Raw genomic sequence first — 25,478 nt, 5'->3', positions numbered from 1 at the left:
ATCAGACCCCGGCCAGCTCGCCCGAGCGCTCCCGCGTGCGGATCGCACGGTTGACGCCGGACACGATCGCCTTGAGCGACGCGGTCGAGATGTCGCCGTCGATCCCGACGCCCCACAGGCGCTCGCCGTCGACCTGCAGCTCGACATACGCGGCTGCCTGGGCGTCGCCGCCGGCGCTGAGTGCGTGCTCCACATAGTCGTAGAGCGTCACGTCGAAGCCCTGCGCGCGCACGACCTCGAGGAACGCCGCGACCGGGCCGTTGCCGTGGCCGGATGCCTCGTACTGAGAGTCCGAATCCCGCAGCGTGACATCGAGCGCGACGTCGCCGGACATGTCGCTGCGCGTGCTGGTCGCCAGCAGCTCGAACCGGCCCCAGCGCTCGTCGTCCACCGGCGACGGCAGGTACTCGTCGTTGAAGATCGCCCAGATCTGATCGCTCGTGACCTCGCCGCCCTCGGCATCCGTCTTCGCCTGCACGACGCCCGAGAACTCGATCTGGAGCTTCCGGGGCAGGTCGATGGCGTGATCGGTCTTCAGGAGGTACGCGACGCCGCCCTTGCCGGACTGCGAGTTGACGCGGATCACGGCCTCGTACGAGCGGCCGAGGTCCTTCGGGTCGATCGGCAGGTACGGGACGGCCCATTCGATGTCGTCGACGGTCACGCCGTCCGACGCGGCACGGGCGGCCATGGCCTCGAAGCCCTTCTTGATCGCGTCCTGGTGCGAGCCGCTGAAGGCCGTGAACACCAGATCACCGGCCCACGGACTGCGCTCGTGAACCGGGAGCTGGTTGCAGTACTCGACGGTGCGCTTGACCTGGTCGACGTCGCTGAAGTCGATCTGCGGATCGATGCCCTGCGTGAGCAGGTTGATGCCCAGGGCGACGAGGTCGACGTTGCCCGTGCGCTCACCGTTGCCGAACAGGCACCCCTCGATGCGGTCCGCCCCGGCCATGTAGCCGAGCTCCGCAGCGGCGATCGCCGTTCCGCGATCGTTGTGAGGATGCAGGGAGAGGATCACGTTCTCGCGGTGAGCCAGGCGGCGGCTCATCCACTCGATCGAGTCCGCGTACACGTTCGGCGTCGCCATCTCGACCGTCGCCGGCAGGTTGATGATGACCTTGCGCTCGGGAGTCGGCTCGAAGACCTCGATCACCTGATTGCAGACATCGAGGGCGAACTCGAGCTCGGTGCCGGTGTAGCTCTCCGGCGAGTACTCGTAGAACACTTTCGTCTCGGGGATGCGCGTCTCGAACCGGCGGCACAGTCGCGCCCCCTCGAGGGCGATGTCGATGATGCCCTGCTTGTCGGTGCGGAAGACGACGTCCCGCTGCAGCACGCTCGTCGAGTTGTACAGGTGCACGATGGCCTGCTTCGCGCCGGCGATCGACTCGTAGGTGCGCTCGATGAGGTGTTCGCGCGCCTGCGTCAGCACCTGGATCGTGACGTCGTCGGGGATCAGGTTCTCTTCGATGAGCTGTCGCACGAAGTCGAAGTCGGTCTGACTCGCCGACGGGAAGCCGACCTCGATCTCCTTGTAGCCCATGCTCACGAGCAGCTCGAACATGACGCGCTTGCGCTCCGGGCTCATCGGGTCGATCAGCGCCTGATTGCCGTCGCGCAGATCCACGGCGCACCAGCGCGGTGCCACGGTGATCCTGCGATCGGGCCACGTGCGGTCGGGCAGGGACACGGCGATCTGCTCGTGATACGGCCGGTACTTGTGGACCGGCATGCCCGAGGGCTTCTGGGAGTTCTCCATGATGTCGCTCTTCTTCTCTCGTCGAATGGCGGGCCGACGACAAGCTCCGCGACGAGGAGGGCCCTAGATCGAGGCCTCGTCGCGGCAGCTAAGGAGAAGCGAGCCTGCACGCATGTGCCCAGGCTACACCCGCCCGCGGGGCCCGCGCGAACCATGCACCGTGTTCGATGCCCCAACAGGCCCGGGCAGCCCGACGGGAATCTGAGACGATCCCGCCGACGACGACACTTCCCGGATATGACACGTCACCGTCGACACCTCCTGGTCGCGCTGAGCGCGGCATCCGTCCTCGCCCTCGCAGGCTGCGCCACGCCTGCCGGATCGGGCGCGCCCGCCGGCGCGTCGGACGCCCCTCCGGGCGCCTCGCTCGGATCGCTGTGGCCCGCCCCGCCCGAGGGTGACGTGGTCGCTCAGGGCACGGTGATGGATGTCGGCGGCGAGGTCGAGCTGTGCCTCGGCGCGGTGGCGGAGTCCTACCCGCCCCAGTGCGGCGGGATCCCGATCACGAACTGGACGTGGGACGGCATCGACGGGTCCGAGACGTCGGGAGACACGACGTGGGGCGCGTATGCCGTCCAGGGCACCTACGACGGCGAGGAGTTCACGGTCACGCAGCCGCCGATCATGCTCGCGCTGTACGACCCGATGATGCCCGAGGACCCCACGGGCGGCGAGCCGGGCGCGGGCGACGAGCAGACGCTCCTCGCGATCCAGGAGGACCTGCCCGATGCCCTCGACGAGGCGTATCTGAGCTCGTATCCCGAGAACGGCTGGCTGTGGGTCGACGTCGTGTGGGACGACGGCACATGGCAGGATGCCGCGGACGCGGACTACGGCGACGACACGGTCGTGATCCGCTCGGCGCTGCGCCCGGTGGACGGCTGAGCCGCGTCAGAACCCGAGCCGCCCGAGCTGCTTCGGGTCGCGCTGCCACTCCTTCGCCACTCGCACGCGGAGTGACAGGAAGACGCGCGTGCCGACCAGCGGCTCGATGCCCGCTCGCGCCCGCTTCCCGACATCGGCAAGCCGCGATCCCTTGTGTCCGATGATGATGGCCTTCTGGCTGTCGCGTTCGACGACGATGTTCGCGTAGATGTCGGTGAGGTCCGTGCCCTCCCGGGGCGCCATGTCCTCGATCGTCACGGCGATCGAGTGCGGCAGCTCGTCGCGCACGCCTTCGAGCGCGGCTTCGCGGATGATCTCGGCGATGCGGTCCTCGAGCGACTCGTCCGTGACGACGTCGGCATCGTAGAGCGGCGGGCCCTCGGGCATGAGGTCCAGGAGCTCGTCGGTGAGCACGTCGAGCTGATCGCGGGTCAGCGCGGAGAGCGGGATGACGGCCGCCCAGTCCTCGCGCAGGGAGTCGACCTCCATGAGCCGCTCGGTGATCTGGTCGCGCGAGGCGGCGTCGGTCTTTGTGACGATCGCCACCTTCTTCGCGCGCGGATATCCGCTCAGCGACTCGGCGATGCGGCGATCGCCCGGGCCGACCTTCTCGGTCGCCGGCACGCAGAAGCCGATCACGTCGACGTCGCCCAGCACCTGTTCGACGAGGCTGTTCAGTCGCTCGCCGAGCAGCGTCCGGGGCTTGTGGATGCCGGGGGTGTCGACGATCACGAGCTGCCCTGCGGGGCGATTGAGGATGCCGCGGATCGCCCGGCGGGTCGTCTGGGGCTTGTCGCTCGTGATGGCCACCTTCTCGCCCACGAGGGCGTTGGTGAGCGTCGACTTGCCCACATTGGGCCGGCCGACGAAAGTCACGAACCCGGATCGGGTCTTCTCGGTCATGGGCGTTCGCCTTTCCTCGGTGCGCGGTTGTCTCCGCCGCGCGACGGGACGACGCGGACCTCGCCCGTGCGGGGCGAGCGCCCGAATGCCTGCTCGACCGCGTCGAGTGCGTCACCGCGCTCGACGAACACGGTCGAGATTCCGCGGCCGCGGCCACGGGACGCGCCGCCGGTCATCACGAGGCCGGAGTACTCCGCCGTCGCTCCGGGCTGCGGGATGCGCCCGAGCGCCTTGCCCAGCAGTCCGCCGATCGAGTCGACGTCCTCGTCCTCCAGCTCGATGCCGAAGAGATCGCCCACCTCGTCGAGCCCCAGGCGGGCGCTCACACGGAAGCGGCCGGGCTCGACCTCGGTCACCTCATCGCCGCGCGGGTCGTACTCGTCGGCGATCTCGCCCACGAGCTCCTCGATGAGGTCTTCGAGCGTCACGAGCCCCGAGACGCCCCCGTACTCATCGATCACAAGGCACACGTGCACAGCGTCGCGCTTCATCTGCTGCAGGAGCGTCTCGGCCTTCATCGACTCGGGGACGAACACCGCCGGCCGCGCGATGCGGCTGATGGCAGCATCCCGCCAGCCCGCCTCGTCACGGAAGCCGAACTGGACGAGATCCTTCAGGTAGAGCACCCCCACGACGTCATCGGCCTCATCGTCGACGATCGGCACGCGCGAGATGCCCTTGTCGAGGAAGATCTGCATCGCCTCGCGCGTGGAGGACGAGGCATCCACCGTCACCATGTCGGTGCGGGGAACCATCACGGCACGCACGAAGGTGTCGGTGAAATCGAACACGGAGTGGATGAGCTCCCGGTCGTCCTCCTCGATGAGCTCGTTCTCGGCGGCCTCGTCGATGATGCTGAGCAGTTGCTCCTCGGACGCGAACGACGAGCTGCGCGCGACGCCGGGCGTGATCCGCGTGCCGAGGGCGACCAGCCCGTGCGCCAGCGGGCCGAGCAGGACCCGCACCCCGCGCACCACCGGGGCGGCTCCCCGCAGCAGCCCCTTCGCGTGCTGACGGCCGACGTTGCGCGGGCTCGCGCCCACGACGACGAACGACACGCCGGTCATCAGCACCGCCGCCGCCAGCATCGCCCACCAGATGCTGTCGAACAGCAGCGTGAAGGCCACGGTCACCACGACGGCGGCGGTCGTCTCCGCCAGGACGCGAATGAAGATGACCGCGTTCGCGTGCGCTTCGGGGTCGGCGGCGATCCGCCGCAGGGAGGCCGCGTTCCGGCCCGACGCCCCGAGCTCGGCCAGGTCGGCGCGGGAGGTGACCCCGAGTGCGGCATCGATGGCGACCATGAGCGCGCCGAACGCCAGCAGCAGCGCCGCACCGACGAGAAGGAGTGCAGCGGTCATGCGCGATTTCGGCGACGCTCCACGGCCTGGAAGGCCGTGATGAGCTCGCGCTGAAGGCCGAACATCTCGCGCTCCTCGTCGGGCTCGGCGTGGTCGAAGCCGAGAAGGTGCAGCAGGCCGTGCGTGGTGAGCATCACGAGCTCGTCCATTGTCGAGTGCTTCGCTGCGACGGCCTGGGTCTCCGCAACCTGCGGGCACAGCACGATGTCGCCGAGCAGGCCGGCCGGCGTGGGCATGTCGTCGGTCCCGGGGCGCAGCTCGTCCATGGGGAAGCTGAGCACATCGGTGGGCCCCGGCTCGTCCATCCACTGGACGTGGAGCGCTTCCATGGCGCCCTCGTCGACGAGGAGGATCGCGACATCGGCGTCGGGGCTCACATTGAGCTCGGTGAGGTTGTTCTCCATGAGCCGCAGGAGCACGGTCTCGTCGACCGCGATTCCGGATTCGTTGCTGATCTCGATCGTCATGATGAGCGTCCTCGTTTGGGGAGATGATCACGCGGACCCTGCGGCCGCATACCGGTGCGCCGTTCGGCGCGATTGGCGAATTCGGATGCTTCGTCCCGCTCGCGACGCGATGCGATGCGACGCTCGTCGTATTCGCTGTACGCGTCGACGATGCGGCCGACGAGCGTGTGACGGACGACGTCATCGCTCGTGAGATAGGAGAAGTGGATGTCGTCGATGTCGCCCAGGACCCGTGTCACCAGTCTCAGCCCCGAGGAGCCCTGCGGCAGGTCGATCTGGGTGATGTCGCCGGTGACCACCATGCGCGTGCCGAATCCCAGACGCGTGAGGAACATCTTCATCTGCTCGGGCGTGGTGTTCTGCGCCTCGTCGAGCACGACGAACGAGTCGTTGAGCGTGCGCCCGCGCATGTACGCCAGCGGCGCGACCTCGATCGTGCCGGTGGCCATGAGCTTCGGCACGAGCTCGGGATCGAGCATCTCGTTGAGCGCGTCGTACAGCGGGCGGAGGTAGGGGTCGATCTTGTCGGTGAGGGTTCCCGGCAGGAACCCGAGCCGCTCCCCCGCCTCGACGGCGGGTCGGGTCAGGATGATCCGGCTGACCTCCTTGCGCTGCAGCGCCTGAACGGCCTTGGCCATCGCGAGATAGGTCTTGCCGGTGCCCGCCGGGCCGATGCCGAAGACGATCGTGTTCTCCTCGATCGCGTCGACGTAAGCCTTCTGCCCGAGCGTCTTGGGGCGGATGATCTTGCCGCGTGAGGTCAGGATCGCCTCCCCGAGCACCTCGGACGGTCGTGGCCCGCCCTCGGTGCGCAGGATGCGGCTCGAGGACGACACGTCCGAGGGGTCGAGCCCCTGCCCTGCCTTGGCCATGGCGAGCAGCTCATCGACGAGGGAACGGGCCTCGGCGACAGCATCCGCCTCTCCCGTCAGGGTGATCTCGTTCCCGCGCACGTGCACGTCGACGCCGGGGTGCTCCTTCTCGACGACGCGCAGCAGACGGTCCTGCGGGCCGAGCAGCTGCACCATGGCGACGCCGTCGGCGTACACCCGGTCGATCACGGGTTCGTGTGCTGATTCGTCAGGCACCGAGACTCTCTTCTCCCAGTCCCCCGGCGAGCACATGGGCGTGCACGTGGAAGACGGTCTGGCCCGCGTTCGGGCCGGTGTTGAATACGAGGCGGAAGTCGCCGTCGGCGTGCTCCGCCGCGAGGCTGTTGGCGAGGCCGACGACCTCGGCGAGGAGTTCGGGATCGCCTGCGGCGAGCTCGACGACGTTGCGGTACTCCTCGCTCTTCGGGATCACCAGGAGGTGCACCGGAGCCTTCGGCGCGATGTCGCGGATGGCGAACGCGTTCTCGGTCTCCGCGATGATCTCGGACGGGATCTCCCCGTTGCGGATGCGCGTGAAGATCGATGGATCACTCATGCCGCAAGTCTACCGACGGGGGTCGGCCGTGGGATGGGCAGCCCGGCCGTCACCAGCGCCCGAGCGCGGCACTCACCACGGCCAGCGCAGCGGGCCCGGCCGTCGATGTGCGCAGCACGCTCTCGCCCAGCCGCACGATCATCGCGCCCGCCGCCGCGAGGCTGTCGAGCTCCTCCGGTGCGATGCCGCCCTCGGGTCCGACCACGAGCAGCACGTCGCGCTCCTCGTCCCCGAGCTCGAGGCGCGTGAGGCGCGCGTCGCCGGTCGGCTCGAGCACGAGGGTGAGGGATGCCGCGGCCCGCGTCGCGAGCTGTGCGGTGCTGACGAGCGGCGCGACCTCGGGGATCCACGCTCGATGGGCCTGCTTCGCGGCCTCGCGCACGATGGTCGACCAGCGCGCGCGGCCCTTCTCCGCCTTCGCCGCATCCCACCGGGACACGCTGCGCGCCGCCTGCCACGGCACGATCTCGTCGATCCCCAGCTCGGTCGCCGCCTGGATCGCCAGCTCGTCGCGGTCGCCCTTCGCCAGAGCCTGCACGAGCACCACGCGCGGGCGCGGGGGCGCAGCATCCGTCCGCGCTTCGACCCGCACGACGACCTCACGCGGCGCCACGGACTCGCAGCGGCCCGTCAACCACGCGCCGCGACCGTCGCCGACGGTGACCTCCTCGCCCACGCGCACACGGCGGACGCTCGCGGCATGATGCGCCTCGGATCCCGTGAGCAGCACCGTGTCGCCGGGACCGGCGGCCGTCGGCTCGTCGAGCACGAAGTGCAGCGCCACGGGTCAGCCGTTCCGGAACCGGTCGCGCAGCTTGGCGAACAGTCCCTGGTGGAACTCGGCCAGGCGCGGGCTCGGCGCCTTGGTGCGCTTGGCGAAGTCCTCGATGAGCGCCCGCTCCTTGGCGTCCAGACGCGTGGGGGTCACCACGTGCACACCCACGCGCAGGTCGCCGCGCTGGGAGCCGCGCAACGGCGTGATGCCGCGACCCTTGATCGTGAGGATGTCGCCTCCCTGGACACCGGGCCGCAGTTCGAGCTCGACCTCTCCGTCCAGCGACTCGATCGTGGTGGTGGTGCCCAGGATCGCATCGGGCATCGACACCTCGAGCGTCGCGAGCAGGTCATCGCCGTCGCGGCTGAACACCTCGTGCGGCGCCACCGTGACCTCGATGTAGAGATCGCCGTTCGGGCCGCCGGCCGGACCGACCTCGCCGGAGCCCGGAAGCTGCAGACGGAGCCCCGTCTCGACTCCCGCCGGGATGTCCAGCGACACGGTCCGGCGCGCCCGCACCCGGCCCTGACCCTGGCACGTCGCGCACGGGTAGGGGATGGTCGTGCCGTACCCCTGGCAGATGTTGCAGGGCTGGTTGGTCAGCACGTTGCCGAGGAGGCTGCGGACCTGGCGCTGGACGTGACCCGTGCCGTGGCAGATGTCGCACGCGACCGGCGAGGTGCCCGGCTGGCAGCACGACCCCTGGCAGGTCTCGCACTGCACCGCGGTGTCGACCTCGATGTCGCGGTGAACGCCGAAGACGACGTCGCCGAGCTCGAGCGTGACGCGGACCAGGGCATCCTGGCCGCGCTCCCGGCGCGACCTCGGCCGTGCGCCCCGCGAGCCCCCTCCGGCCGCGCCGAAGAACGTCTCGAAGATGTCGTTGAACCCCCCGAAGCCGCCCGCGCCGCCGAACGGGCTGTCGCTGCCGCCCATGTCGTAGCGCGCACGCTGGTCGGCGTCGCTGAGGACGTCGTACGCGTGTGTCACGAGCTTGAACCGCTCGGATGCCTCCTCGCCCGGGTTCACGTCGGGGTGGAGCTCGCGCGCGAGACGCCGGTAGGCCTTCTTGATCTCGTCGAGAGAGGCGTCTCGCGAGACGCCGAGGACCTCGTAGTGGTCAGCCACATTCGCCTTCCTGCCCGCGGCCTGCCGCGGGGATCGTGGGGGTGCGCGTCCGCGTCAGCGGCTGCTCTCGTCTTCCTCGAGCATTCGCGTCAGATAGCGTGCGACGGCCCGGACCGCCGCGAGATTGGTGGGGTAGTCCATGCGCGTCGGCCCCAGGACGCCGACGCGGGCGCGCGAACCGGTCGCGTCGTAGTCGCTGACGACGACGGACGCCTCCGCGAGACCGAACGGCTCGTTCTCGCGCCCGATGCTCGCTGCGAGACCCTTCTCGTCGGCGACCATCTCGCCCATCAGATTGAGGATCGTGACCTGCTCCTCGATCGCCTCGAGCAGCGGGTAGATGCTGCCGCGGAAGTCCGCCTCGCGGCGGGCGAGCGTCGCGCTCCCCGCCATGACCAGGCGGTCCTGCCGGAACTCGTCGAGCTCCTCGGCGACGACTCGGACGATCGCTGCCGTGGCGGCCTCGTGCGCCGCCGTGCTCGCGGACGCCTGGTCGAGGTGATCGGAGATGCGCTGCAGGCCCTCGCGCACCGACCGGCCGACGAGCAGCGTGCCGAGCTCGGCGCGGATGCGGGCGAGGTCGGCGTCGTCGAACTCGTCGCGCACGTGCGCGAGGCGCTGCGACACGCGGCCGGTGTCGGTCACGACGATCACCAGCATCCGTCCACCGCCGAGCTGAACGAGCTCGACGTGGGTGACGTTCGCGCGCGAGAAGGAGGGGTACTGCACGATCGCGACCTGGCCCGTCAGCTGCGTGAGCGCACGCACGGTGCGTGCGAGGACGTCGTCGAGATCGCCGGGTCCGTCGAGGAACGAGGTGATGGCGGTGCGCTGCGCCGGGCTCAGGGGCCGCACCTCGGCGAGGTGGTCGACGAACACGCGATAGCCCTTGTCGGTGGGCACCCGGCCCGACGAGGTGTGCGGGGCGGCGATGAGCTCCTCGTCCTCGAGGAGGGCCATGTCGTTGCGGATGGTCGCCGCCGACACGCCGAAGGCATGCCGCTCGACGATCGCCTTGCTGCCGACCGGCTCGCGCGTGTCGACGTAGTCCTCGACGATCGCGCGCAGCACCTGGAGTCCGCGCTCGCTGACCATCCCGCCTCCTCACGCCGCTCTGGCACTCGCATGAATGGAGTGCCAATTCTACCGGATTCGCCGCCGCGAAGCCGTGAGCGCATCGCCCGCCGGTCTAGTCGGTCAGAGCCCGCACGACGGCGTCGGCCAGGAGTCTGCCTCGCCGGGTCAGCACGATGCGTCCGTGGATCGCCGACGGCCCGTCGATGAGGCCGTCCGCGATGAGCGTCGCCACCGCGCGGCGACCCTCGCCGAGCACCTCCGACACGGGCAGGCCCTCGCGGATGCGGGTGCGCAGCAGGACGTTCTCGAGCGTGCGCGCCTCGACATCGGGCACCTCCCGGCCAGCCGCGGGCGACTCCCCCGCGGCGAGGCGATGGGCGTACGCGGCGGGATGCTTCACGTTCCAGAAGCGCACACCGCCGATGTGGCTGTGGGCACCGGGGCCGAAGCCCCACCAGTCCGTCCCCTGCCAGTAGGCGAGGTTGTGGCGCGATCGCTGCGTGTCGCTGCGGGCCCAGTTCGACACCTCGTACCACTCGAAACCAGCTGCCTCGAGCGCGTCGTCGACGAGCTCGTACATGTCGGCCTGCAGATCGTCGTCGGGGGCGGGCACCTCGCCGCGCCGGATCTGACGGGCCAGCTTCGTCCCGTCCTCGATGATGAGCGCATACGCGGACACGTGGTCGGGGGCGAGGTCGACGGCGGTGCTCACGGACGTGCGCCAGTCCTCGAGCGACTCCCCCGGCGCGCCGTAGATGAGGTCCACGCTCACGGCGAGTCCCGCCCTGCGCGCCGCGGCGACGGCGGTGCGCACGTTCGCCGGGTCGTGCGTGCGGTCGAGCGCCGCGAGCACATGCGGGACGGCCGACTGCATGCCGATCGACAGTCGCGTGACGCCGGATGCCGCGAGCTCGGCCGCCACCGCGTCGGTGACAGTGTCGGGGTTGGCCTCCACCGTGACCTCCGCGCCGTCGGCGATGCCGAACGCCTCACGCACGCCGTCCAGCATGCGGCCGAGGTCGCCGGGCGGGAGCAGCGTGGGCGTGCCGCCGCCGAAGAACACCGTGTCAGCCGGACGCGCCGGCCCGATCCCGTCGAGGAGCCCTCGGGCGAGGGCGACCTCGCGCAGCAGGGTGTCGGCGTACTGGTCCTGGCGCGCTCCGCGCAGCTCATCCGACGTGTACGTGTTGAAGTCGCAGTAGCCGCAGCGCACGCGGCAGAACGGCACGTGGAGGTAGACCCCGAACGCCGTCGCCGGATCCGCCCGGGTGCCTGCGGGGAACGAGCCGTCGGCGGGGACCGGCTCGCCCAGCGGAAGCGCGGCGCCCATCAGCGGCTCACGCGGGCGTCGTGTACAGCGGTGAGATGGCGCGCAGGTACCTGGTGAAGAGCTCCCGGCGCCGTCGGCGCACGAGGCCGGGGAACACCCGGTACAGCAGCGCCTTCGGCGTATCGAAGGCCCGCACCGTGAACCAGACCTCGTCGTTCTCGTACCAATCGAGCATGAAGGACTCCTCGCCCGACACGACCGAATCGCCCACCGTTCCCAGCGCGAACCCGATGCGGCGCGGCTCCTCGATCGCGAAGATCACGCGGAGCTCGGCATCCGCTCGCAGCCCCCGGACGCGACCGTCGACGTGCACGGTCGTGCCGGCTCCGACATACGGCGTGCCATCGGCGTCGTAGCGCAGATCGGATTCGGACCTGCTCGGGGCGATGGGGTGGCCCTCGGAATCGAAGCTCACGCCCGAATACATCGGACCGGATGCCGGTCGCACATCCTTGAGATCGAGGCCGGCCCCGCGCTGCGCGGTCCACGACAGCAGCGCATCGGCCGCGCCCCGGAAGCGCGCCTCGCCGCTGCCGATGCGCCAGGACTGCTCGGCCGGGATGCTGCGCTCCGGCGGGTAGTGCATGAGGTCGGCCGCCTGCGTCGCCCCGACCGCGGCGTAGTCGACGGTGTCGTCCCGGAAGTTCCCTCGACGCATGACGGCCAGCCTACTTGGCGTCCTTCTTCTCGGTATCTCCCGAGAGCGCGGCGATGAACGCCTCCTGAGGGACCTCCACGCGACCGACCATCTTCATGCGCTTCTTTCCCTCCTTCTGCTTCTCGAGGAGCTTCCGCTTGCGGCTGATGTCGCCGCCGTAGCACTTGGCCAGGACGTCCTTGCGCATCGCCCGGATCGACTCGCGCGCGATGATGCGCGCACCGATGGCCGCCTGGATCGGCACCTCGAACTGCTGCCTCGGGATGAGCTTCTTCAGCCGCTCCGTCATGAGCACGCCGTACGCGTACGCCTTGTCGCGGTGCACGATCGCGCTGAACGCGTCGACCGGCTCGCCCTGCAGCAGGATGTCGACCTTCACCAGGTCGGCCTCCTGATCGCCGCTGGGCTCGTAGTCCAGCGACGCGTACCCCGCGGTCTTGGACTTGAGGTGATCGAAGAAGTCGAACACGATCTCGCCGAGGGGCATGCTGTAGCGGATCTCGACGCGGTCCTCGCCGAGGTACTCCATGCCGAGGAGGGTTCCGCGACGCGACTGGCAGAGCTCCATGATCGTGCCGACGTAGTCCTTCGGCGCGAGGATCGCGGCCTTGACCATCGGCTCGGTGACGCTGGCGATCTTGGTGCCCGAGGGGAACTCGCTGGGGTTGGTGACCGTGTAGCTCTTCTTGTCGTCGGTCACCACCTCGTACGTCACCGACGGCGCCGTCGAGATGAGGTCGAGCCCGAACTCGCGCTCGAGGCGCTCTGTGACGATCTCGAGGTGCAGCAGGCCCAGGAAGCCGCAGCGGAACCCGAAGCCCAGGGCGACCGAGGTCTCGGGCTCGTAGTTCAGCGACGCGTCCGACAGCTTGAGCTTGTCGAGAGCCTCGCGCAGCACCGGGTAGTCGCTGCCGTCGATCGGGTACAGGCCCGAGAAGACCATCGGCTTCGGGTCGGTGTAGCCCGGGAGGGCGCTCTTGGACGGCTTCGCCGCGTTGGTGACGGTGTCGCCGACCTTGGACTGGCGGACATCCTTCACACCGGTGATCAGGTACCCGACCTCGCCGACGCCCAAACCTTTGGTCGGGGTGGGCTCGGGCGACGACACGCCGATCTCGAGGAGCTCGTGCACGGCGCGGGTCGACATCATCTGGATCCGCTCACGCGGGTTGAGCGAGCCGTCCACCATGCGCACGTAGGTGATGACGCCGCGGTACGAGTCGTAGACCGAGTCGAAGATCATCGCGCGGGAGGGTGCGTCGGGGTCGCCCTTCGGCGCGGGGATCTGCGCGACGACATGATCGAGCAGGTCCTCGACGCCCATGCCCGTCTTGCCGCTCACCCGCAGCACGTCCTCGGGTCGTCCGCCGATCAGGCTCGCGAGCTCCTTCGCGTACTTCTCGGGATCGGCCGCAGGCAGGTCGATCTTGTTGAGGACCGGAATGATCTGCAGGTCGTTCTCGAGCGCGAGGTACAGGTTCGCGAGCGTCTGCGCCTCGATGCCCTGCGCGGCGTCGACGAGCAGGATCGCCCCCTCGCACGCGGCGAGCGACCGGCTGACCTCGTAGGTGAAGTCGACGTGGCCGGGCGTGTCGATCATGTTGAGGGCGAACGTGCCGTCGGCGGTCGACCAGGGCATGCGCACGGCCTGCGACTTGATCGTGATGCCGCGCTCGCGCTCGATGTCCATGCGGTCGAGGTACTGCGCACGCATGTCGCGGTCGGAGACCACGCCGGTGATCTGCAGCATCCGATCGGCCAGCGTCGACTTGCCGTGGTCGATGTGGGCGATGATGCAGAAGTTGCGGATCAGCTCGGGCGGGGTCGCGGACGGCTCGAGAGGCTTCAGGGCGCGCGGTGACATATCCCGTCGATTCTACGGGTGAGGGGAGCCTCGCCCCTGCGCGAGTCCTGTGTCCGGCGGTTAGCCTGGTGCCCATGGTGGTCCAGGTCGTGCTCGTGCACGGCATCCGCACGTCCGCGACCATGTGGCGTGCGCAGATCGCGTACCTCGAACGACGCGGGAATCCGGTGACCGCGATCGACCTCCCTGGGCACGGCGCCCGGATGGCGGAGGAGTTCACACTCGATGGCGCCTTCGCGACGATCGACGAGGCGGTGACGGATGCCGCCTCCCGCGGCCCCGTCCTCCTGGTGGGCCATTCGATGGGCGGCCTGCTGTGCCTCGAGTATGTCGGCGCGGAGGTTCGGCCCCCGGTCGCCGGGCTGATCGCGGCATCCTGCACCTCGATCCCGCGCGGCGTCGGGCTCGCCGCCTACCGCATGCTCGCACGGGGCTTCGACTCGCTCCCCGACCGCGGAATGTGGCTCACCGACCGGATGCTCGATCGCATCCTCCCCGTCGAGACGCGCGAGGACTTCGGGGCCGGGGGTTATGCGCTGGACGCCCAGGATGTCGCGCTGCGAAGCCTTTCGGTGCTCGATCTGCTCGCCGCGCTCGGCCGCATCGACGTGCCGCTGTGGTTCGTCAACGGGCAGTACGACCAGCTGCGCGTGAACGAGAGACTCTTCACCGGCATTGCCACACAGGCCGAGCTCATCGTGGTCCCCCGCACCACCCATCATGTGACCGTGATGCGGCCCGACGTCTTCAACGCGATGCTCCACCTCGCGATCACGACGCTCGAGCAGACCTGATAGACTCGGTGATTGGTTTGCGTGCGCGGTCCCACCTTCGCACGACGCCGCGAGCGGCCCCTCTACCCGTAACGCGGCAAATCCCCATCCATCTCACACGAAAGTTCTTCCACGTGGCGAACATCAAGTCGCAGATCAAGCGCAACAAGACCAACGAGAAGGCGCACGAGCGCAACAAGGCCGTCAAGAGCGAGCTGCGGACCGAGGTGCGTCGCACCCGCGAGGCCGTCGCCGCGGGCGACAAGGCAGCCGCCGAGAAGGCGCTGCTCAAGGCGAGCAAGAAGCTCGACAAGGCCGTCAGCAAGGGCGTCATCCACCAGAACCAGGCCGCCAACCGCAAGTCGGCGATCGCCAAGCAGGTCGCCGCTCTCTGAGCCGGCTCGACAGCTGATCGAAGGCCCGTCCCTCCGGGGGCGGGCCTTCGTCGTTCCTGCTCCTAGCCGCCGTATGGCGCGCGCGTCGCGATGACCGTCACGAGCCGCTCGAGCGAGAACACGGAGTCGCGCGATCCGCCCTTGACCTCGGCGTCGGCCCGGGCCGCCGCCTGGATCGCCATGCCGAGGGAGGCTTCGTTCCACCCGGTCAGATCCCTGCGGGCGCGGTCGACCTGCCAGTCCTTGAGTCCCACCCGCGCTGCGAGTGCGGCCGACGGCTCCCGGCTGCCCGCCACGCGGGCCATGGTGCGCAGCTTGAGCGCGATCGCGGCCACCATCGGCACCGGATCGGCACTCGAGGCGAGGGCATGCCGGAGGGCGATCAGCGCGTCGCCGTAGCGACCGGCGATCGCCGTGTCGGCGACCGTGAAGGCGGATGTCTCGACCCGGCCGCCGTAGTAGCGCTCGACGACCTGCTCGGTGATGTCGCCCGGGACGTCGGCGATGAGCTGCTGGCAGGCCGCGGCGAGTTCGGTGACGTCGTCGGCGAAAGCCGAGACGAGGGTGCGCAGCGCCGGTGCCGCGATGCGCTTCCTCGCAGCCTGGAACTCGCCCGCGGCGAAGTCGTAGCGATCGGAATCCCGCTTGATGGCGGGGCACGCGACCTCGACTCCCCCGCCCTCGCCGGCGCGGACCGCGTCGAGGAGCTTCTTGCCTCGCACGCTGGCGCCGGTGTGCCGGAGCACGACGGTCGCGCCCTCCTGGGGCATGGCGAGGTACGAGATCGCCTCCGACAGGAATGCGTCCGAGCACTTCTCGACGCCGGTGACCCGCACCAGGCGGGGCTCGCCGAACAGCGACGGCGACGTGACGGCGAGCAGCGAGCCCGCGGCGTAGTCGTCGGCGCGCAGATCGGATACCTCGAGGCTGGGATCCTCGGCGCGGAGGTAGTCGCGCACGCCGGCGATCGCGCGTTCGGCGCACACGTCTTCCGGACCGGAGACCAGCACGATCGGCGCCGGCTGGGGCGAACGCCACGACAGCTGCAGGATGGCGCTGCGCGCGGCCTTCGCGGGGGCGCGTCGGGCGGTCGGTGGCATGGCTCCAGCCTAGCCATCGCCTCCGACTCCGACTTCGCGCTCGCGCCACACCTCGAGACCGTCGGCGCCCTCCCACACGGCGACGACGCCCTCGGCATCCGTGCGCGCGATGCGGGCGTCGAGCGCGTTCAGCTCGTCGAGGATCTCAGCCCGCGGATGCCCGTAGTCGTTCTCGGCTCCCACCGTGACGAGTGCGAGCGCCGGTGCCGCCTGACGGTAGAGCCCGGCGTCCTGGTCGGCGCTGCCGTGGTGGGCGACCTTGACCACCGCGTACGGCGGATCGAGGCCACCGCCGGCGGCGATGGCGCGCTGCGGCGACGCGGAGAGGTCGCCCAGGAGCACGATCGGCGGGATGCCCCCGCCCCGCACGTCCAGCACGACGCTCGCGTCGTTCCCCATCGGGAACGCGCGCCCCTCGGGCGGCGGCCACACGGCACGCCAGCGGGCGTCGCCGAGCGTGCCGGTGAGTCCCGCGCGAGCGTCCACGAGCTCGGCGCCGGCCGACTGCAGGCGATCGAGGATCGCGGCACCGTCCTCGTCGGCGGGACCATGGAGCACCGTGCCGACTCGTCCCTCGACCGCGGCGACGCCACCCACGTGGTCGAGGTCGAAGTGGCTGAGCACGAGGAGATCGATCTGCCCGACCCCCGTGCGGTCCAGGCAGGCGGCAAGGGGTTCCGGCTCGGGTCCGGTGTCGATCAGCGCCACCGCTCCCGCCGATCGCAGGAGCACCGCGTCGCCCTGACCGACGTCGCATGCGAGGATGCTCCACTCGGCCGGGAGGGTCCACCGGCCGGCGAGGGTGGCGAGCAGCCCTCCGCCTGTTGCGGCGCCGATAACGAGCGCGACGATCACCACCGACGCCCCGCGCACCAGAGCGCGCAGGGGCGTGCCCCGCCGCAGCGCGATGAGCAGGCCGATCGCGAGACCGACCCCGCCGAGGGCGAATGCTCCGGGCCACCCCTCGAGCCAGGGCACCAGATCGCCTGGCAGGGCGCTCGTCGCCACCGCCGTCCCCGCGATCCACGACGCGGGAAGCCACGCGATGGCCGCAAGACCGTCCTGGAGCGGCGGAATCGGCGCCGCAAGACAGGCGGCGAGCCCGACGATGGTCGCGATCGGCGCGGCGGGGGCGGCAAGCAGGTTGGCGACCACCCCGTACACCGGCACCTGCGGCGCGATCAGGACGAGGAGCGGTCCGCACGCGAGCTGCGCGGCGAGCGGCACGGACAACCCCAGCGCGAGCGCGCGGGGAAGGCGGCGTGCGAGTCCCTGCGCGAGCGGCCGGGCGAAGAGCAGGAGCGAGGCGGTCGCGGCCACGGACAGTGCGAAGCCGAGCGACCCGGCCAGCCACGGATCCGCGACCAGCAGCGCGGCGACGCACAGCGAGAGGATGGCCGTGCCGGCGCCGGGCCGCCCGAGGAGCACCCCCAGCATCGCGACGGCGGCCATCGCGCCCGCCCGCACGACGCTCGGCTCGGGTGTGACGAGCACGATGAAGCCCACGAGGGCCGCCAGCCCGGCGCTCACCCGGACAGCGCGCGACGCTCCCAGCGCCGCGGCCGCAGCGAAGGCCAGACCGACGACGAGGGCGCAGTTGGCACCGGAGACAGCCGTCAGGTGCGACAGCGACGCCTCCTTCATCGCGGCGTCGAGCTCCGCAGGGACAGCCGAGGTATCGCCCACGGCGAGTCCGGGGACGAGCGACGCCCCGTCACCGGGCAGCCCCCGCACCGACCGGACCAGCTCCTGCCGCAGCGTCGCCGTCGTGTGCGCGATGCCGATCGGCGGGCGCGTCACGGCGACCCCGCGCGACGCCCGCACGGTGATCACCGCGCGCTCACCCGGTCTCGCCGCCGAAGCCGTTCCGCGCGCTTCGACCACGGCGCCGAGGTCGAGGTCGGCGCTCGATTCGACATCCCCCGGCGCCACTCGCACGACCGCCTCGGCACTGACGAGGGCCGATTCCGCGCCGGTCGCGATCCGTGAGACGTGCGCGTCGAATGCGAGGGCGCCGTCCGCGCGGCGCTCGACCTTTCCGACCACCGTCGCCTCCACGATGACGGCGCGGCCGTTCATGATCTCGAGGCCGAGGACGGCGTGACGACTCGGGTTGGCGAGAGCGACGTGGGATGCCGCGGCCGCCCCCGCCGCGATGGCGATGACCATCACCAGGGCCGAGACCCTTGCTGTCCGCGTCCGACCGGCCGTGGCCCACATCGCGAAGAGCGCCAGAGCGCCCAGGCACGCGGCCCACAGTGCCAGGGCGACGCCCGCTGCGGCATCCGGCCACCTCGTGGCGCACCACGCGGTCACCCAGGCCGCACCGGCGATCGGCACCAGACGCAGGGCGATCCGCAGCGGCGGCCTCACACGGCTACCAGGTCGCGCAGGGACTCGAGCATCTTGTCGCCGATGCCCGGCACGGCCAGGAGGTCCTCGACCGCCGTGAAACGGCCGTTGGCGTCGCGCCACTCGATGATGCGCTGCGCCAGCGCGGGCCCGATCCGCGGCAGCGTCTCGAGCGCGGCGACGTCTGCGGTGTTGAGATCCACGCGTGCGCCCGCGCCGCCGCCTGCGCCGGCGCCGGCATCGGCGGCCGGCGCCTCGCCGACCTCCGGCACGTCCAGCTGCTCGCCATCGGACACCGGGCGCGCGAGATTCACCGCCGCGTCGTCCGCGCCCTCGGCGAAACCCCCCGCGGCCGCGATCGCGTCCACGACCCGCGCCCCGCCGTCGAGCACGTACAGGCCCGGCTCGACCACCGCACCGGACACGTGGACGTAGAGCGCGGCCGGGGTCGCGGCATCCGTCCTCGCGTCATCGATGCTCACGCGCTCGACAGGGGCGGATGCTCCGCGAAGGATTCCGATCGCGACCGTGACGGCGAGCGCGACGATGACCAGCACGACCGCCGCGCCCAGACCGAGGCGTCGCCGCGGGGCGACGCGGTCTGGCTCGTCATCCGCACTCACCCGCCCACGGTAGGCACGCGGGAGTGCGGACAGCCGGTGTCAGAGGCCCACTGGGGACCGACCGGCCACACGGACGACCGGGGAGGAGTCGCGTCAGTGCGTGCTGAAGCTGACGACCTTCGGCGGACGCACCACTGCGCGGGTGATCTCGCGGCCGGCGAGCGAACGCACCACGCGCTCATCCGCCCGCGCGAGGCGCTCCAGCTCGGCGGCGTCGATGCGCGCGGGAACCTGCAGCGTCGCGCGCACCTTGCCGTCGATCTGGACGACCGAGGTCACCGTCTCCTCCACGAGCAGGGTCGGGTCGGCGCTGCGCCACGGCACGAGACCGACGAAGCCGTCGTAGCCGAGCATCTCCCACATCTCCTCCGCCATGTGCGGAGCGAAGAGGTCGAGCACCATGGCGGTCACCTCGGCAGCCTCGCGTACGGCGGGGTCGGCGGGTCCGGCGCCGGTGTCGATGGCCTTGCGCGTGGCGTTCACGAGCTCCATCAGCCGGGCGACGACGACATTGAACTTCGTCTGTTCGACCAGCCCGGGGGCATCCGCGAGCAGGCGGTGCGTGACCCGGCGAAGCGCGGGGTCGCCTTCGGCCCAGATCACGTCGGAATCGCTGGTCACATCCTTCGCGACACGCCACGCGCGTGCCAGGAACTTCTGGGCACCGGTCGTCGACACGTCCTCCCAGTTGATGTCGTCCTCGACCGGGCCGGCGAATGCGATCGCGACGCGCACGGCATCGGCGCCCGGGTCGATCATGCTGGCGGCGAATTCGACGAGGTTGCCCTTGCTCTTGGACATCTTGGAGCCGTCCAGCAGCACCATGCCCTGGTTGATGAGGCTGGTGAAGGGCTCGGTGAACTCGATGAGGCCCACGTCGAAGAGGACCTTGGTGATGAAGCGCGCGTACAGCAGGTGCAGGATCGCGTGCTCGACGCCGCCGATGTAGGAGTCGACCGGCGCCCACTTGTCCGCCTCGCGCGACGGGAAGGCCTGCGTGGGGTCGTTGGCGGCCAGGAAGCGCAGGAAGTACCACGAGCTGTCGACGAAGGTGTCCATCGTGTCGGCGTCCCGCAGCGCGGGCTCCCCCGTCTCGGGATCCGTCGTCGCCATCCACTCGGTGGCGCCCCCCAGCGGCGAGGTGCCCTTGGGGGCGAGGTCGAGGCCCTTCGCGTCGGGCAGGAGCAGCGGGAGCTGGTCCTCCGGCACGGGGACGATCCGCCCGTCGGCCGTGTGGATCATCGGGATCGGCGTGCCCCAGAAACGCTGACGCGAGATGAGCCAGTCGCGCAGGCGGTAGGACTTCGACGCCCGACCCGTGCCGGCAGCCTCGAGCTGTTCGATCACCCGCGCGATCGCGTGGCGCTTGGACAGCCCGTCGAGGGCTCCGGAGTTGATCATGCGGCCGTCGCCCGTCAGCGCGATGCCGGTCTTCTCGGGATCGATGTCGCCGAGGGTGGGCTCGTCCGCGCCCGGGTCGATCGGCACGCCGTCGTCGTCGAGCTCGATCACGGGGATCGCGCCGGTGATGGGCGCCGTGGTGTCCACGACGGTCTTCACCGGGAGGCCGAACGCACGCGCGAAGTCGAGGTCGCGCTGATCGTGCGCCGGCACGGCCATGACTGCGCCGTGACCGTAGTCGGCGAGCACGTAGTCCGCGGCCCAGATCGGCAGACGGTCGCCGTTGACGGGGTTGACGGCGTAGCGCTCCAGGAACACGCCCGTCTTCGGACGATCGGTGCTCTGGCGCTCGATGTCGGTCTCACGCTGAACGCTCTCGAGGTAGTCCTGGAAGCGCATCCGCACCTCCGTCGACGAGCCCGACGCCAGTTCGGCGGCGAGATCGCTGTCGGGCGCGACGACCATGAAGGTCGCGCCGTAGAGGGTGTCGGGACGCGTCGAGAAGACGGTCACCTTCGCGTCGCGGCCCTCGATCTCGAAGTCGATGTCGGCGCCGACAGAACGGCCGATCCAGTTCCGCTGCATGCGGATGACCTTCTGCGGCCAGAAGCCCTCGAGCTGGTTCAGGTCGTCGAGCAGGCGGTCCGCGTACTCGGTGATCTTGAAGTACCACTGCGTGAGCTTCTTCTTGACGACCTCGGCGCCGCAGCGCTCGCAGTGCCCGTCGACGACCTGCTCGTTCGCGAGCACGGTCTGGTCGTTGGGGCACCAGTTGACCGGGCTCTCCTTGCGGTACGCGAGGTCGCGCTCGTACAGGAGATGGAACAGCCACTGGTTCCAGCGGTAGTACTCGGGGTCGCTCGTGTGGAGGATGCGGGACCAGTCGTACGACGAGCCGTACTCGCGGAAGCTCTTCTTGTGCTGGTCGATGTTGGCGTAGGTCCACTCGCGCGGATCGGCGCCCCGCTGGATCGCGGCGTTCTCTGCCGGCAGGCCGAAGGAGTCCCAGCCGATCGGGTTCAGGACGTTGTATCCGCGGTGACGCCAGAACCGCGCGACCACGTCGACGTACGCATAGCTCTCGGCGTGACCCATGTGCAGGTCGCCCGACGGGTACGGGAACATGCCGAGCACGTACTTGCGAGGACGGGTGTCCTCATCGCCTCCCGCGCGGAACGGGTCCGCCTTCTGCCACCGGTCCTGCCACTTCTGCTGAATCGCGTAGGCGTCGAAGCCCCCGCCTTCTGCGGGCACAGCGGAGTCGGGCGGGAGGGTCTGTGACACGGAGGAACCAATCGAACGGATGCCGGAGACGCGCGCGAGCGCGAAACTCCAGGTTACCGGACCCGGCGCTCACCAGCCGGGGGGCAGCGACGCTCCGATGGCGGCCAGCGGTCCGCGGGCCTTGATCCCCACTTCGGCGACCTCTGCCGCGGCATCCGATCTCCACGTGATGCCTCCCCCGGCGCCGACATACGCGCCGTCGGGGTGCACCACGATCGAGCGGATCACCATCGCGAGATCGAGCGCGCCGTCGGACCCGACCCAGCCGAAGCACCCCGCGAACACGCCGCGCGGAGCGCCTTCCAGCTCGTGCAGGATCGTCATCGCGGAGAGCTTCGGCGCCCCGGTCATGCTGCCCGCCGGGAACGCCGCATCCAGCAGGTCGCCGACGGTGGTCTCGTGCACCAGTCGCCCGGACACGGTGCTGACCAGCTGGTGCACGGCGGGATACGACTCCACCTCGAGCAGGCCGTCGACGCCGACGGACCCGGGCTCGCTCACCCGCGAGAGGTCGTTGCGCATGAGGTCGACGATCATGACGTTCTCGGCGCGCTCCTTCTCGTTGGTGCGCAGCTCCTCCGCGAGGGCGGCATCGGCTCGTGGGTCCGCGCCCCGCGGGCGAGTCCCCTTGATCGGCCGCGTGCGCACGACGCCCCCCGCGACCTCGAGGAATCGCTCCGGGCTCGCGCTCGCGAGCGCCACGTCCCCCGCGCGCACGAGACCGCCGTGGTGGGCGGGAGTGAGCGCGCGAAGTCGCAGGTACGCCGCGACCGGGTCGACGGCGCCCGTGACCGAGAAGCGGGTCGTGAGGCACAGCTGGTAGGCGTCGCCCGTGCGGATCGCATCGCGGCAGCGTCCGATGAGGGCGGCGTACTCCCCCGGGACGTCGCGCGCGTCGGCGATCCGCGACCCGACGACGTCGGCCGCAGGCGGGCGCGGCGAGGCGATCCGGGCGACGGCGGCAGCCAGATGCTCGGCCTCGGCCGGCGCGCCGACCGCCCACGCGCGACGCGAGCGGTGGTCGAACGCGACGAAACTCGACACCCGGAGCCAGGCCTGGCGCGGCATCCGCTCGTCGAAGCGTGCGGGAGCCCCCGCGCGCTCCGCTGCGTCGTCGTAGCCGAGCCAGCCGACCCAGCCGCCGCGGAAGGGTCCGGCCGGCCATTCCTCGCCGGCGTCCTGCTGGCACGCGACCCGCCGCACGCGTTCGGGATCGGTCTCGGGGACGCCCGCGCCGACCCAGCTCCAGCCGTCGCGGGCATCCGGCCCGGCATCCAGCCAGAAGGCATGATCGTCCTGCCCGTGAAGGGAGACGTACACGGATGCCGGATCCGCCCACACCGTCAGCTCGACGGCGATGAGGGGCTCCGACATGTTCTCAGGCTAGACGGGGCAAGCGGGTTCTAGGCTCATGGCGTGAACGACTTCCTGACGTGGCTGCTCGACGCGGTGCAGAGCGTCGATCCTGTCGTCAGGACACTCGTCGCCGGGCTCGCGATCATGCTCGAGACGAGCGTGCTCGTGGGCCTCGTGGTGCCGGGCGACACCGTCGTTATCGTCGCGGCGACCGCCGTCGGCTCACCGGCGGAAGGGGTGCTGCTCGCCGTCGCCGTCGTGATCGGTGCGCTGATCGGCGAGAGCATCGGATTCTGGCTCGGACGATTCCTCGGCCCGAAGATCCGCCATTCGGCACTCGGCCGGCGCATCGGCGAGGAGAACTGGCAGCGCTCGGAGCGCTACCTGCGCCGCCGGGGCGGACCCGCGATCTTCATCTCGCGCTTCCTGCCCGTGCTGCACTCGCTCGTGCCCCTCACGGTGGGGATGAGCGGCTACCCGTACCGCCGCTTCCTCGCCTGGACCGTGCCGGCCTGCGTCATCTGGGCGACGCTCTACGTGACGGTGGGCGCCGCGGCCGCCGGCACCTACCGCCAGCTCGCCGATCAGCTGCACTACGCCGGGTACATCTTCGTCGGCATCATCGTGGTGTTCCTCGTGCTCGTGGTCGTGACCAAGAAGATCATCGAACGGGCTGAGCGCAAGCATCTCGATCACGGCCACGAGCAGGACGCGGCCGCACCTCAGGGCGATGCCATCGCGGAGGACGTGGAAGACTAGACGCGATGCCCGAGACCGCCACACCACCGCCCCGCACCAAGGTGCTGTGGTTCGCTCGACTCGAGTACCGCTTCCACTCCTGGCGCGAGCGCCGCGCCCGCCGCCGCGGCCAGACGCCGACCGTCACTCCGTTCCCCGGATACGGCGGACCGGGCTGGGTGCGGGTGCTCGGGCGCGTCATGATCGTCCCCCCGGTCAAGCGCACCGAGACCGGCGAGTACGCGAGCGTGCGCGGCTGGCGCAGCTTCGTGGCGGTTCCGATCGGCTACGCACAGGTGACGGTCACGATCGCCGGCGTCGAGCACGAGGTCGTCGCCGACCGCGGTGGAGTGATCGACGTGCGGCTGCCCGCCGTGCTCGAGCCCGGCTGGCAGACGTTCACCGTGACGGTCGAGGACGGCGAGCCCATCGAGACGCGCGCGTTCGTGGTGGCTCCCGACGTGACCTTCGGCGTGGTCTCCGACGTCGACGACACGGTGATGGTCACGGCGCTTCCCCGCCCGCTGCTCGCGGCATGGAACTCGTTCGTCGTGGACGAGCACGCGCGGCAGCCCGTGCCGGGCATGGCGGTGCTCATGGAGCGGGTGGTCCGCGAGAACCCCGGAGCACCGGTGGTGTACCTCTCCACGGGCGCCTGGAACATCGCTCCCACGCTCATGCGGTTCCTCCGCCGTCATCTCTTCCCGCCCGGGTCGCTGCTGCTCACCGACTGGGGCCCCACGCACGACCGGTGGTTCCGCAGCGGCAAGGCCCACAAGCTGTCGAACCTTCGCAGGCTGGCGGAGGAGTTCCCGCACGTGCGGTGGCTCCTCATCGGCGACGACGGTCAGCACGACGATGAGCTGTACACGACCTTCGCGGCCGAGCATCCGGGCAACGTCGTCGGCGTCGCGATCCGCCGCCTGTCCCCCGCCGAAGCCGTCCTCGCGGGCGGTCGCACGGCCGTCAACGACCACAGCGCGGCGCGCGTCCCGTGGGTCAGCGAGTCGGACGGGGCGGGCCTGCTCGAACGCCTCGAGGACGTCGGAGTCGTCCCGCACTGACGTCGGACCCCGCGCGTAGGCTTTCCCGCATGTGCGGACGCTTCGTGGTGGCCAGTGCCGGTTCCGATCTCGTCGGCGTGCTTCGCGTCGACGTCGAGGGCGACGACCTGCCCGAGCCCTCGTACAACGTCGCGCCCACCGCCCAGGCGGCCATCGTGCTCGACTCCGTGAAAGAGGAACTGCCGGTGCGGCGCCTCGAGAGCGCCCGGTGGGGCCTGGTGCCGGGCTGGGCGAAGGACGTGAAGATCGGCGCACGGGCGTTCAACGCACGCTCCGAAGAGCTGGAGGGCAAGCCGATGTTCCGCAGCGCGCTCGAGAAGAGGCGCGCCGTGGTGCCGACCTCCGGCTACTACGAGTGGAAGACCGTCGACGGGGTCAAGATCCCGCACTACATCCATCCCGCCGACGGCTCGCCGCTGTTCATGGCCGGACTCTACGAGTGGTGGCGCGACAAAGAGAAGGCCGACGACGATCCCGCACGCTGGCTCCTGAGCTTCACGATCCTGACCCGCGATTCGATCGGCCACCTGGGCTCCATCCACGACCGCATGCCGCTGTTCCTCGACCCCGACCACGCCGACGCGTGGCTCGACCCCACGACCGACAACGTGCGCGACGTGCTCGATGCGGCGATCGACGCGGCGCCCGCACTCGCCGACACCCTCGACGACCACGTCGTCTCGCGTGCGGTCGGCAACGTGCGCAACAACTCCCCCGAGCTCATCGAGCCGGCCGACGACTGAGGCGCTGCCCG

Annotated in this window: 23 protein-coding genes; 6 read left to right on the top strand and 17 right to left on the bottom strand. The window is 70.4% G+C overall.

The features are described 5' to 3' along the window. Window position 1: 1 nt before the first annotated feature. Window positions 2-1,762, bottom strand: coding sequence for a 2-isopropylmalate synthase (gene leuA, locus ASD93_RS05220; protein ID WP_056119722.1), 1,761 nt, complete (start codon window positions 1,760-1,762; stop codon window positions 2-4). Between the two features lie 237 nt (window positions 1,763-1,999). On the opposite strand from leuA, the gene ASD93_RS05215 reads away from it, so the two are divergent. After that, on the top strand, window positions 2,000-2,647 hold the full coding sequence (locus ASD93_RS05215; protein ID WP_056119719.1) for a hypothetical protein: 648 nt from the start codon (window positions 2,000-2,002) through the stop codon (window positions 2,645-2,647). A 6-nt stretch (window positions 2,648-2,653) separates the two neighbouring features. Here the strand turns inward: ASD93_RS05215 and era are convergent, their stop codons facing one another. The 11 genes from era to lepA all read right to left on the bottom strand — a co-directional run bounded on the left by era (window position 2,654) and on the right by lepA (window position 13,638). After that, entirely contained in the window at window positions 2,654-3,550 is an 897-nt protein-coding gene (era, locus tag ASD93_RS05210) for a GTPase Era (protein WP_056119715.1), read from the bottom strand. Continuing rightward, window positions 3,547-4,911 carry a hemolysin family protein gene (locus ASD93_RS05205; RefSeq protein ID WP_056119712.1) on the bottom strand — a complete coding sequence of 455 codons (1,365 nt, stop codon included), beginning with the start codon at window positions 4,909-4,911 and terminating at the stop codon, window positions 3,547-3,549. The genes era and ASD93_RS05205 overlap by 4 nt, the downstream gene beginning before the upstream one ends. Beyond that, window positions 4,908-5,378 carry an rRNA maturation RNase YbeY gene (ybeY, locus tag ASD93_RS05200; protein WP_056119709.1) on the bottom strand — a complete coding sequence of 157 codons (471 nt, stop codon included), beginning with the start codon at window positions 5,376-5,378 and terminating at the stop codon, window positions 4,908-4,910. The genes ASD93_RS05205 and ybeY overlap by 4 nt, the downstream gene beginning before the upstream one ends. Then, window positions 5,375-6,406, bottom strand: a complete 1,032-nt coding sequence (locus tag ASD93_RS05195; protein ID WP_235566907.1) for a PhoH family protein — start codon at window positions 6,404-6,406, stop codon at window positions 5,375-5,377. The genes ybeY and ASD93_RS05195 overlap by 4 nt, the downstream gene beginning before the upstream one ends. Window positions 6,407-6,458: 52 nt before the next feature. Then, a complete protein-coding gene (locus ASD93_RS05190; RefSeq protein WP_056119701.1) occupies window positions 6,459-6,806 on the bottom strand; it encodes an HIT domain-containing protein in 348 nt (115 codons plus the stop codon). A gap of 49 nt (window positions 6,807-6,855) precedes the next feature. Then, complete coding sequence (locus ASD93_RS05185; RefSeq protein ID WP_056119700.1) at window positions 6,856-7,590, bottom strand: 16S rRNA (uracil(1498)-N(3))-methyltransferase; 735 nt, start codon at window positions 7,588-7,590, stop codon at window positions 6,856-6,858. 3 nt (window positions 7,591-7,593) lie between these two features. Beyond that, complete coding sequence (gene dnaJ / locus ASD93_RS05180; RefSeq protein ID WP_056119697.1) at window positions 7,594-8,709, bottom strand: molecular chaperone DnaJ; 1,116 nt, start codon at window positions 8,707-8,709, stop codon at window positions 7,594-7,596. 54 nt (window positions 8,710-8,763) lie between these two features. Then, on the bottom strand, window positions 8,764-9,804 hold the full coding sequence (hrcA, locus tag ASD93_RS05175) for a heat-inducible transcriptional repressor HrcA (protein WP_056119694.1): 1,041 nt from the start codon (window positions 9,802-9,804) through the stop codon (window positions 8,764-8,766). 94 nt (window positions 9,805-9,898) lie between these two features. Beyond that, on the bottom strand, window positions 9,899-11,116 hold the full coding sequence (gene hemW / locus ASD93_RS05170; RefSeq protein WP_056119691.1) for a radical SAM family heme chaperone HemW: 1,218 nt from the start codon (window positions 11,114-11,116) through the stop codon (window positions 9,899-9,901). Window positions 11,117-11,123: 7 nt separating this feature from the next. After that, complete coding sequence (locus tag ASD93_RS05165) at window positions 11,124-11,774, bottom strand: DUF1990 family protein (RefSeq protein ID WP_056119689.1); 651 nt, start codon at window positions 11,772-11,774, stop codon at window positions 11,124-11,126. Window positions 11,775-11,784: 10 nt separating this feature from the next. Further along, the gene (lepA, locus tag ASD93_RS05160; RefSeq protein ID WP_056119684.1) at window positions 11,785-13,638 is read right to left on the bottom strand and encodes a translation elongation factor 4; all 1,854 of its coding nucleotides are present in this window, start codon (window positions 13,636-13,638) and stop codon (window positions 11,785-11,787) included. A gap of 74 nt (window positions 13,639-13,712) precedes the next feature. On the opposite strand from lepA, the gene ASD93_RS05155 reads away from it, so the two are divergent. Both ASD93_RS05155 and rpsT read left to right on the top strand, forming a co-directional pair. Next, the gene (locus ASD93_RS05155) at window positions 13,713-14,432 is read left to right on the top strand and encodes an alpha/beta fold hydrolase (protein WP_056119682.1); all 720 of its coding nucleotides are present in this window, start codon (window positions 13,713-13,715) and stop codon (window positions 14,430-14,432) included. A 113-nt stretch (window positions 14,433-14,545) separates the two neighbouring features. Then, window positions 14,546-14,806 carry a 30S ribosomal protein S20 gene (gene rpsT / locus ASD93_RS05150; RefSeq protein ID WP_056119679.1) on the top strand — a complete coding sequence of 87 codons (261 nt, stop codon included), beginning with the start codon at window positions 14,546-14,548 and terminating at the stop codon, window positions 14,804-14,806. Between the two features lie 62 nt (window positions 14,807-14,868). Here rpsT and holA read toward each other — a convergent pair whose 3' ends face one another. From holA to pabB, 5 genes are all read right to left on the bottom strand, one after another. Continuing rightward, window positions 14,869-15,906 carry a DNA polymerase III subunit delta gene (holA, locus tag ASD93_RS05145; protein WP_056119676.1) on the bottom strand — a complete coding sequence of 346 codons (1,038 nt, stop codon included), beginning with the start codon at window positions 15,904-15,906 and terminating at the stop codon, window positions 14,869-14,871. A gap of 9 nt (window positions 15,907-15,915) precedes the next feature. Further along, window positions 15,916-18,279 (bottom strand): ComEC/Rec2 family competence protein, encoded by a 2,364-nt coding sequence (locus ASD93_RS05140; RefSeq protein ID WP_082569191.1) that lies wholly within the window; start codon window positions 18,277-18,279, stop codon window positions 15,916-15,918. After that, complete coding sequence (locus tag ASD93_RS05135) at window positions 18,276-18,881, bottom strand: ComEA family DNA-binding protein (protein WP_056119673.1); 606 nt, start codon at window positions 18,879-18,881, stop codon at window positions 18,276-18,278. The genes ASD93_RS05140 and ASD93_RS05135 overlap by 4 nt, the downstream gene beginning before the upstream one ends. A gap of 93 nt (window positions 18,882-18,974) precedes the next feature. After that, window positions 18,975-21,566, bottom strand: coding sequence for a leucine--tRNA ligase (gene leuS, locus ASD93_RS05130; protein WP_056119671.1), 2,592 nt, complete (start codon window positions 21,564-21,566; stop codon window positions 18,975-18,977). Between the two features lie 69 nt (window positions 21,567-21,635). Next, entirely contained in the window at window positions 21,636-22,940 is a 1,305-nt protein-coding gene (pabB, locus tag ASD93_RS05125; protein ID WP_056119670.1) for an aminodeoxychorismate synthase component I, read from the bottom strand. Between the two features lie 42 nt (window positions 22,941-22,982). Here pabB and ASD93_RS05120 point away from each other — a divergent pair, with 42 nt between their 5' ends. Genes ASD93_RS05120 through ASD93_RS05110 form a run of 3 tightly spaced genes read left to right on the top strand, consistent with a single transcriptional unit; the run spans window position 22,983 to window position 25,467 of the window. Beyond that, window positions 22,983-23,681 (top strand): DedA family protein, encoded by a 699-nt coding sequence (locus tag ASD93_RS05120; protein ID WP_056119667.1) that lies wholly within the window; start codon window positions 22,983-22,985, stop codon window positions 23,679-23,681. Between the two features lie 5 nt (window positions 23,682-23,686). Beyond that, on the top strand, window positions 23,687-24,724 hold the full coding sequence (locus tag ASD93_RS05115; RefSeq protein ID WP_056119665.1) for an App1 family protein: 1,038 nt from the start codon (window positions 23,687-23,689) through the stop codon (window positions 24,722-24,724). 29 nt (window positions 24,725-24,753) lie between these two features. After that, entirely contained in the window at window positions 24,754-25,467 is a 714-nt protein-coding gene (locus ASD93_RS05110; protein ID WP_056119662.1) for an SOS response-associated peptidase, read from the top strand. The last annotated feature ends 11 nt before the right edge of the window (window positions 25,468-25,478 follow it).

Source organism: Microbacterium sp. Root180, from assembly GCF_001428485.1.
Lineage (GTDB): Bacteria > Actinomycetota > Actinomycetes > Actinomycetales > Microbacteriaceae > Microbacterium.
The sequence above is the reverse complement of the archived record's forward strand: the minus strand, read 5'-3'. Positions and strand labels throughout refer to the sequence as shown.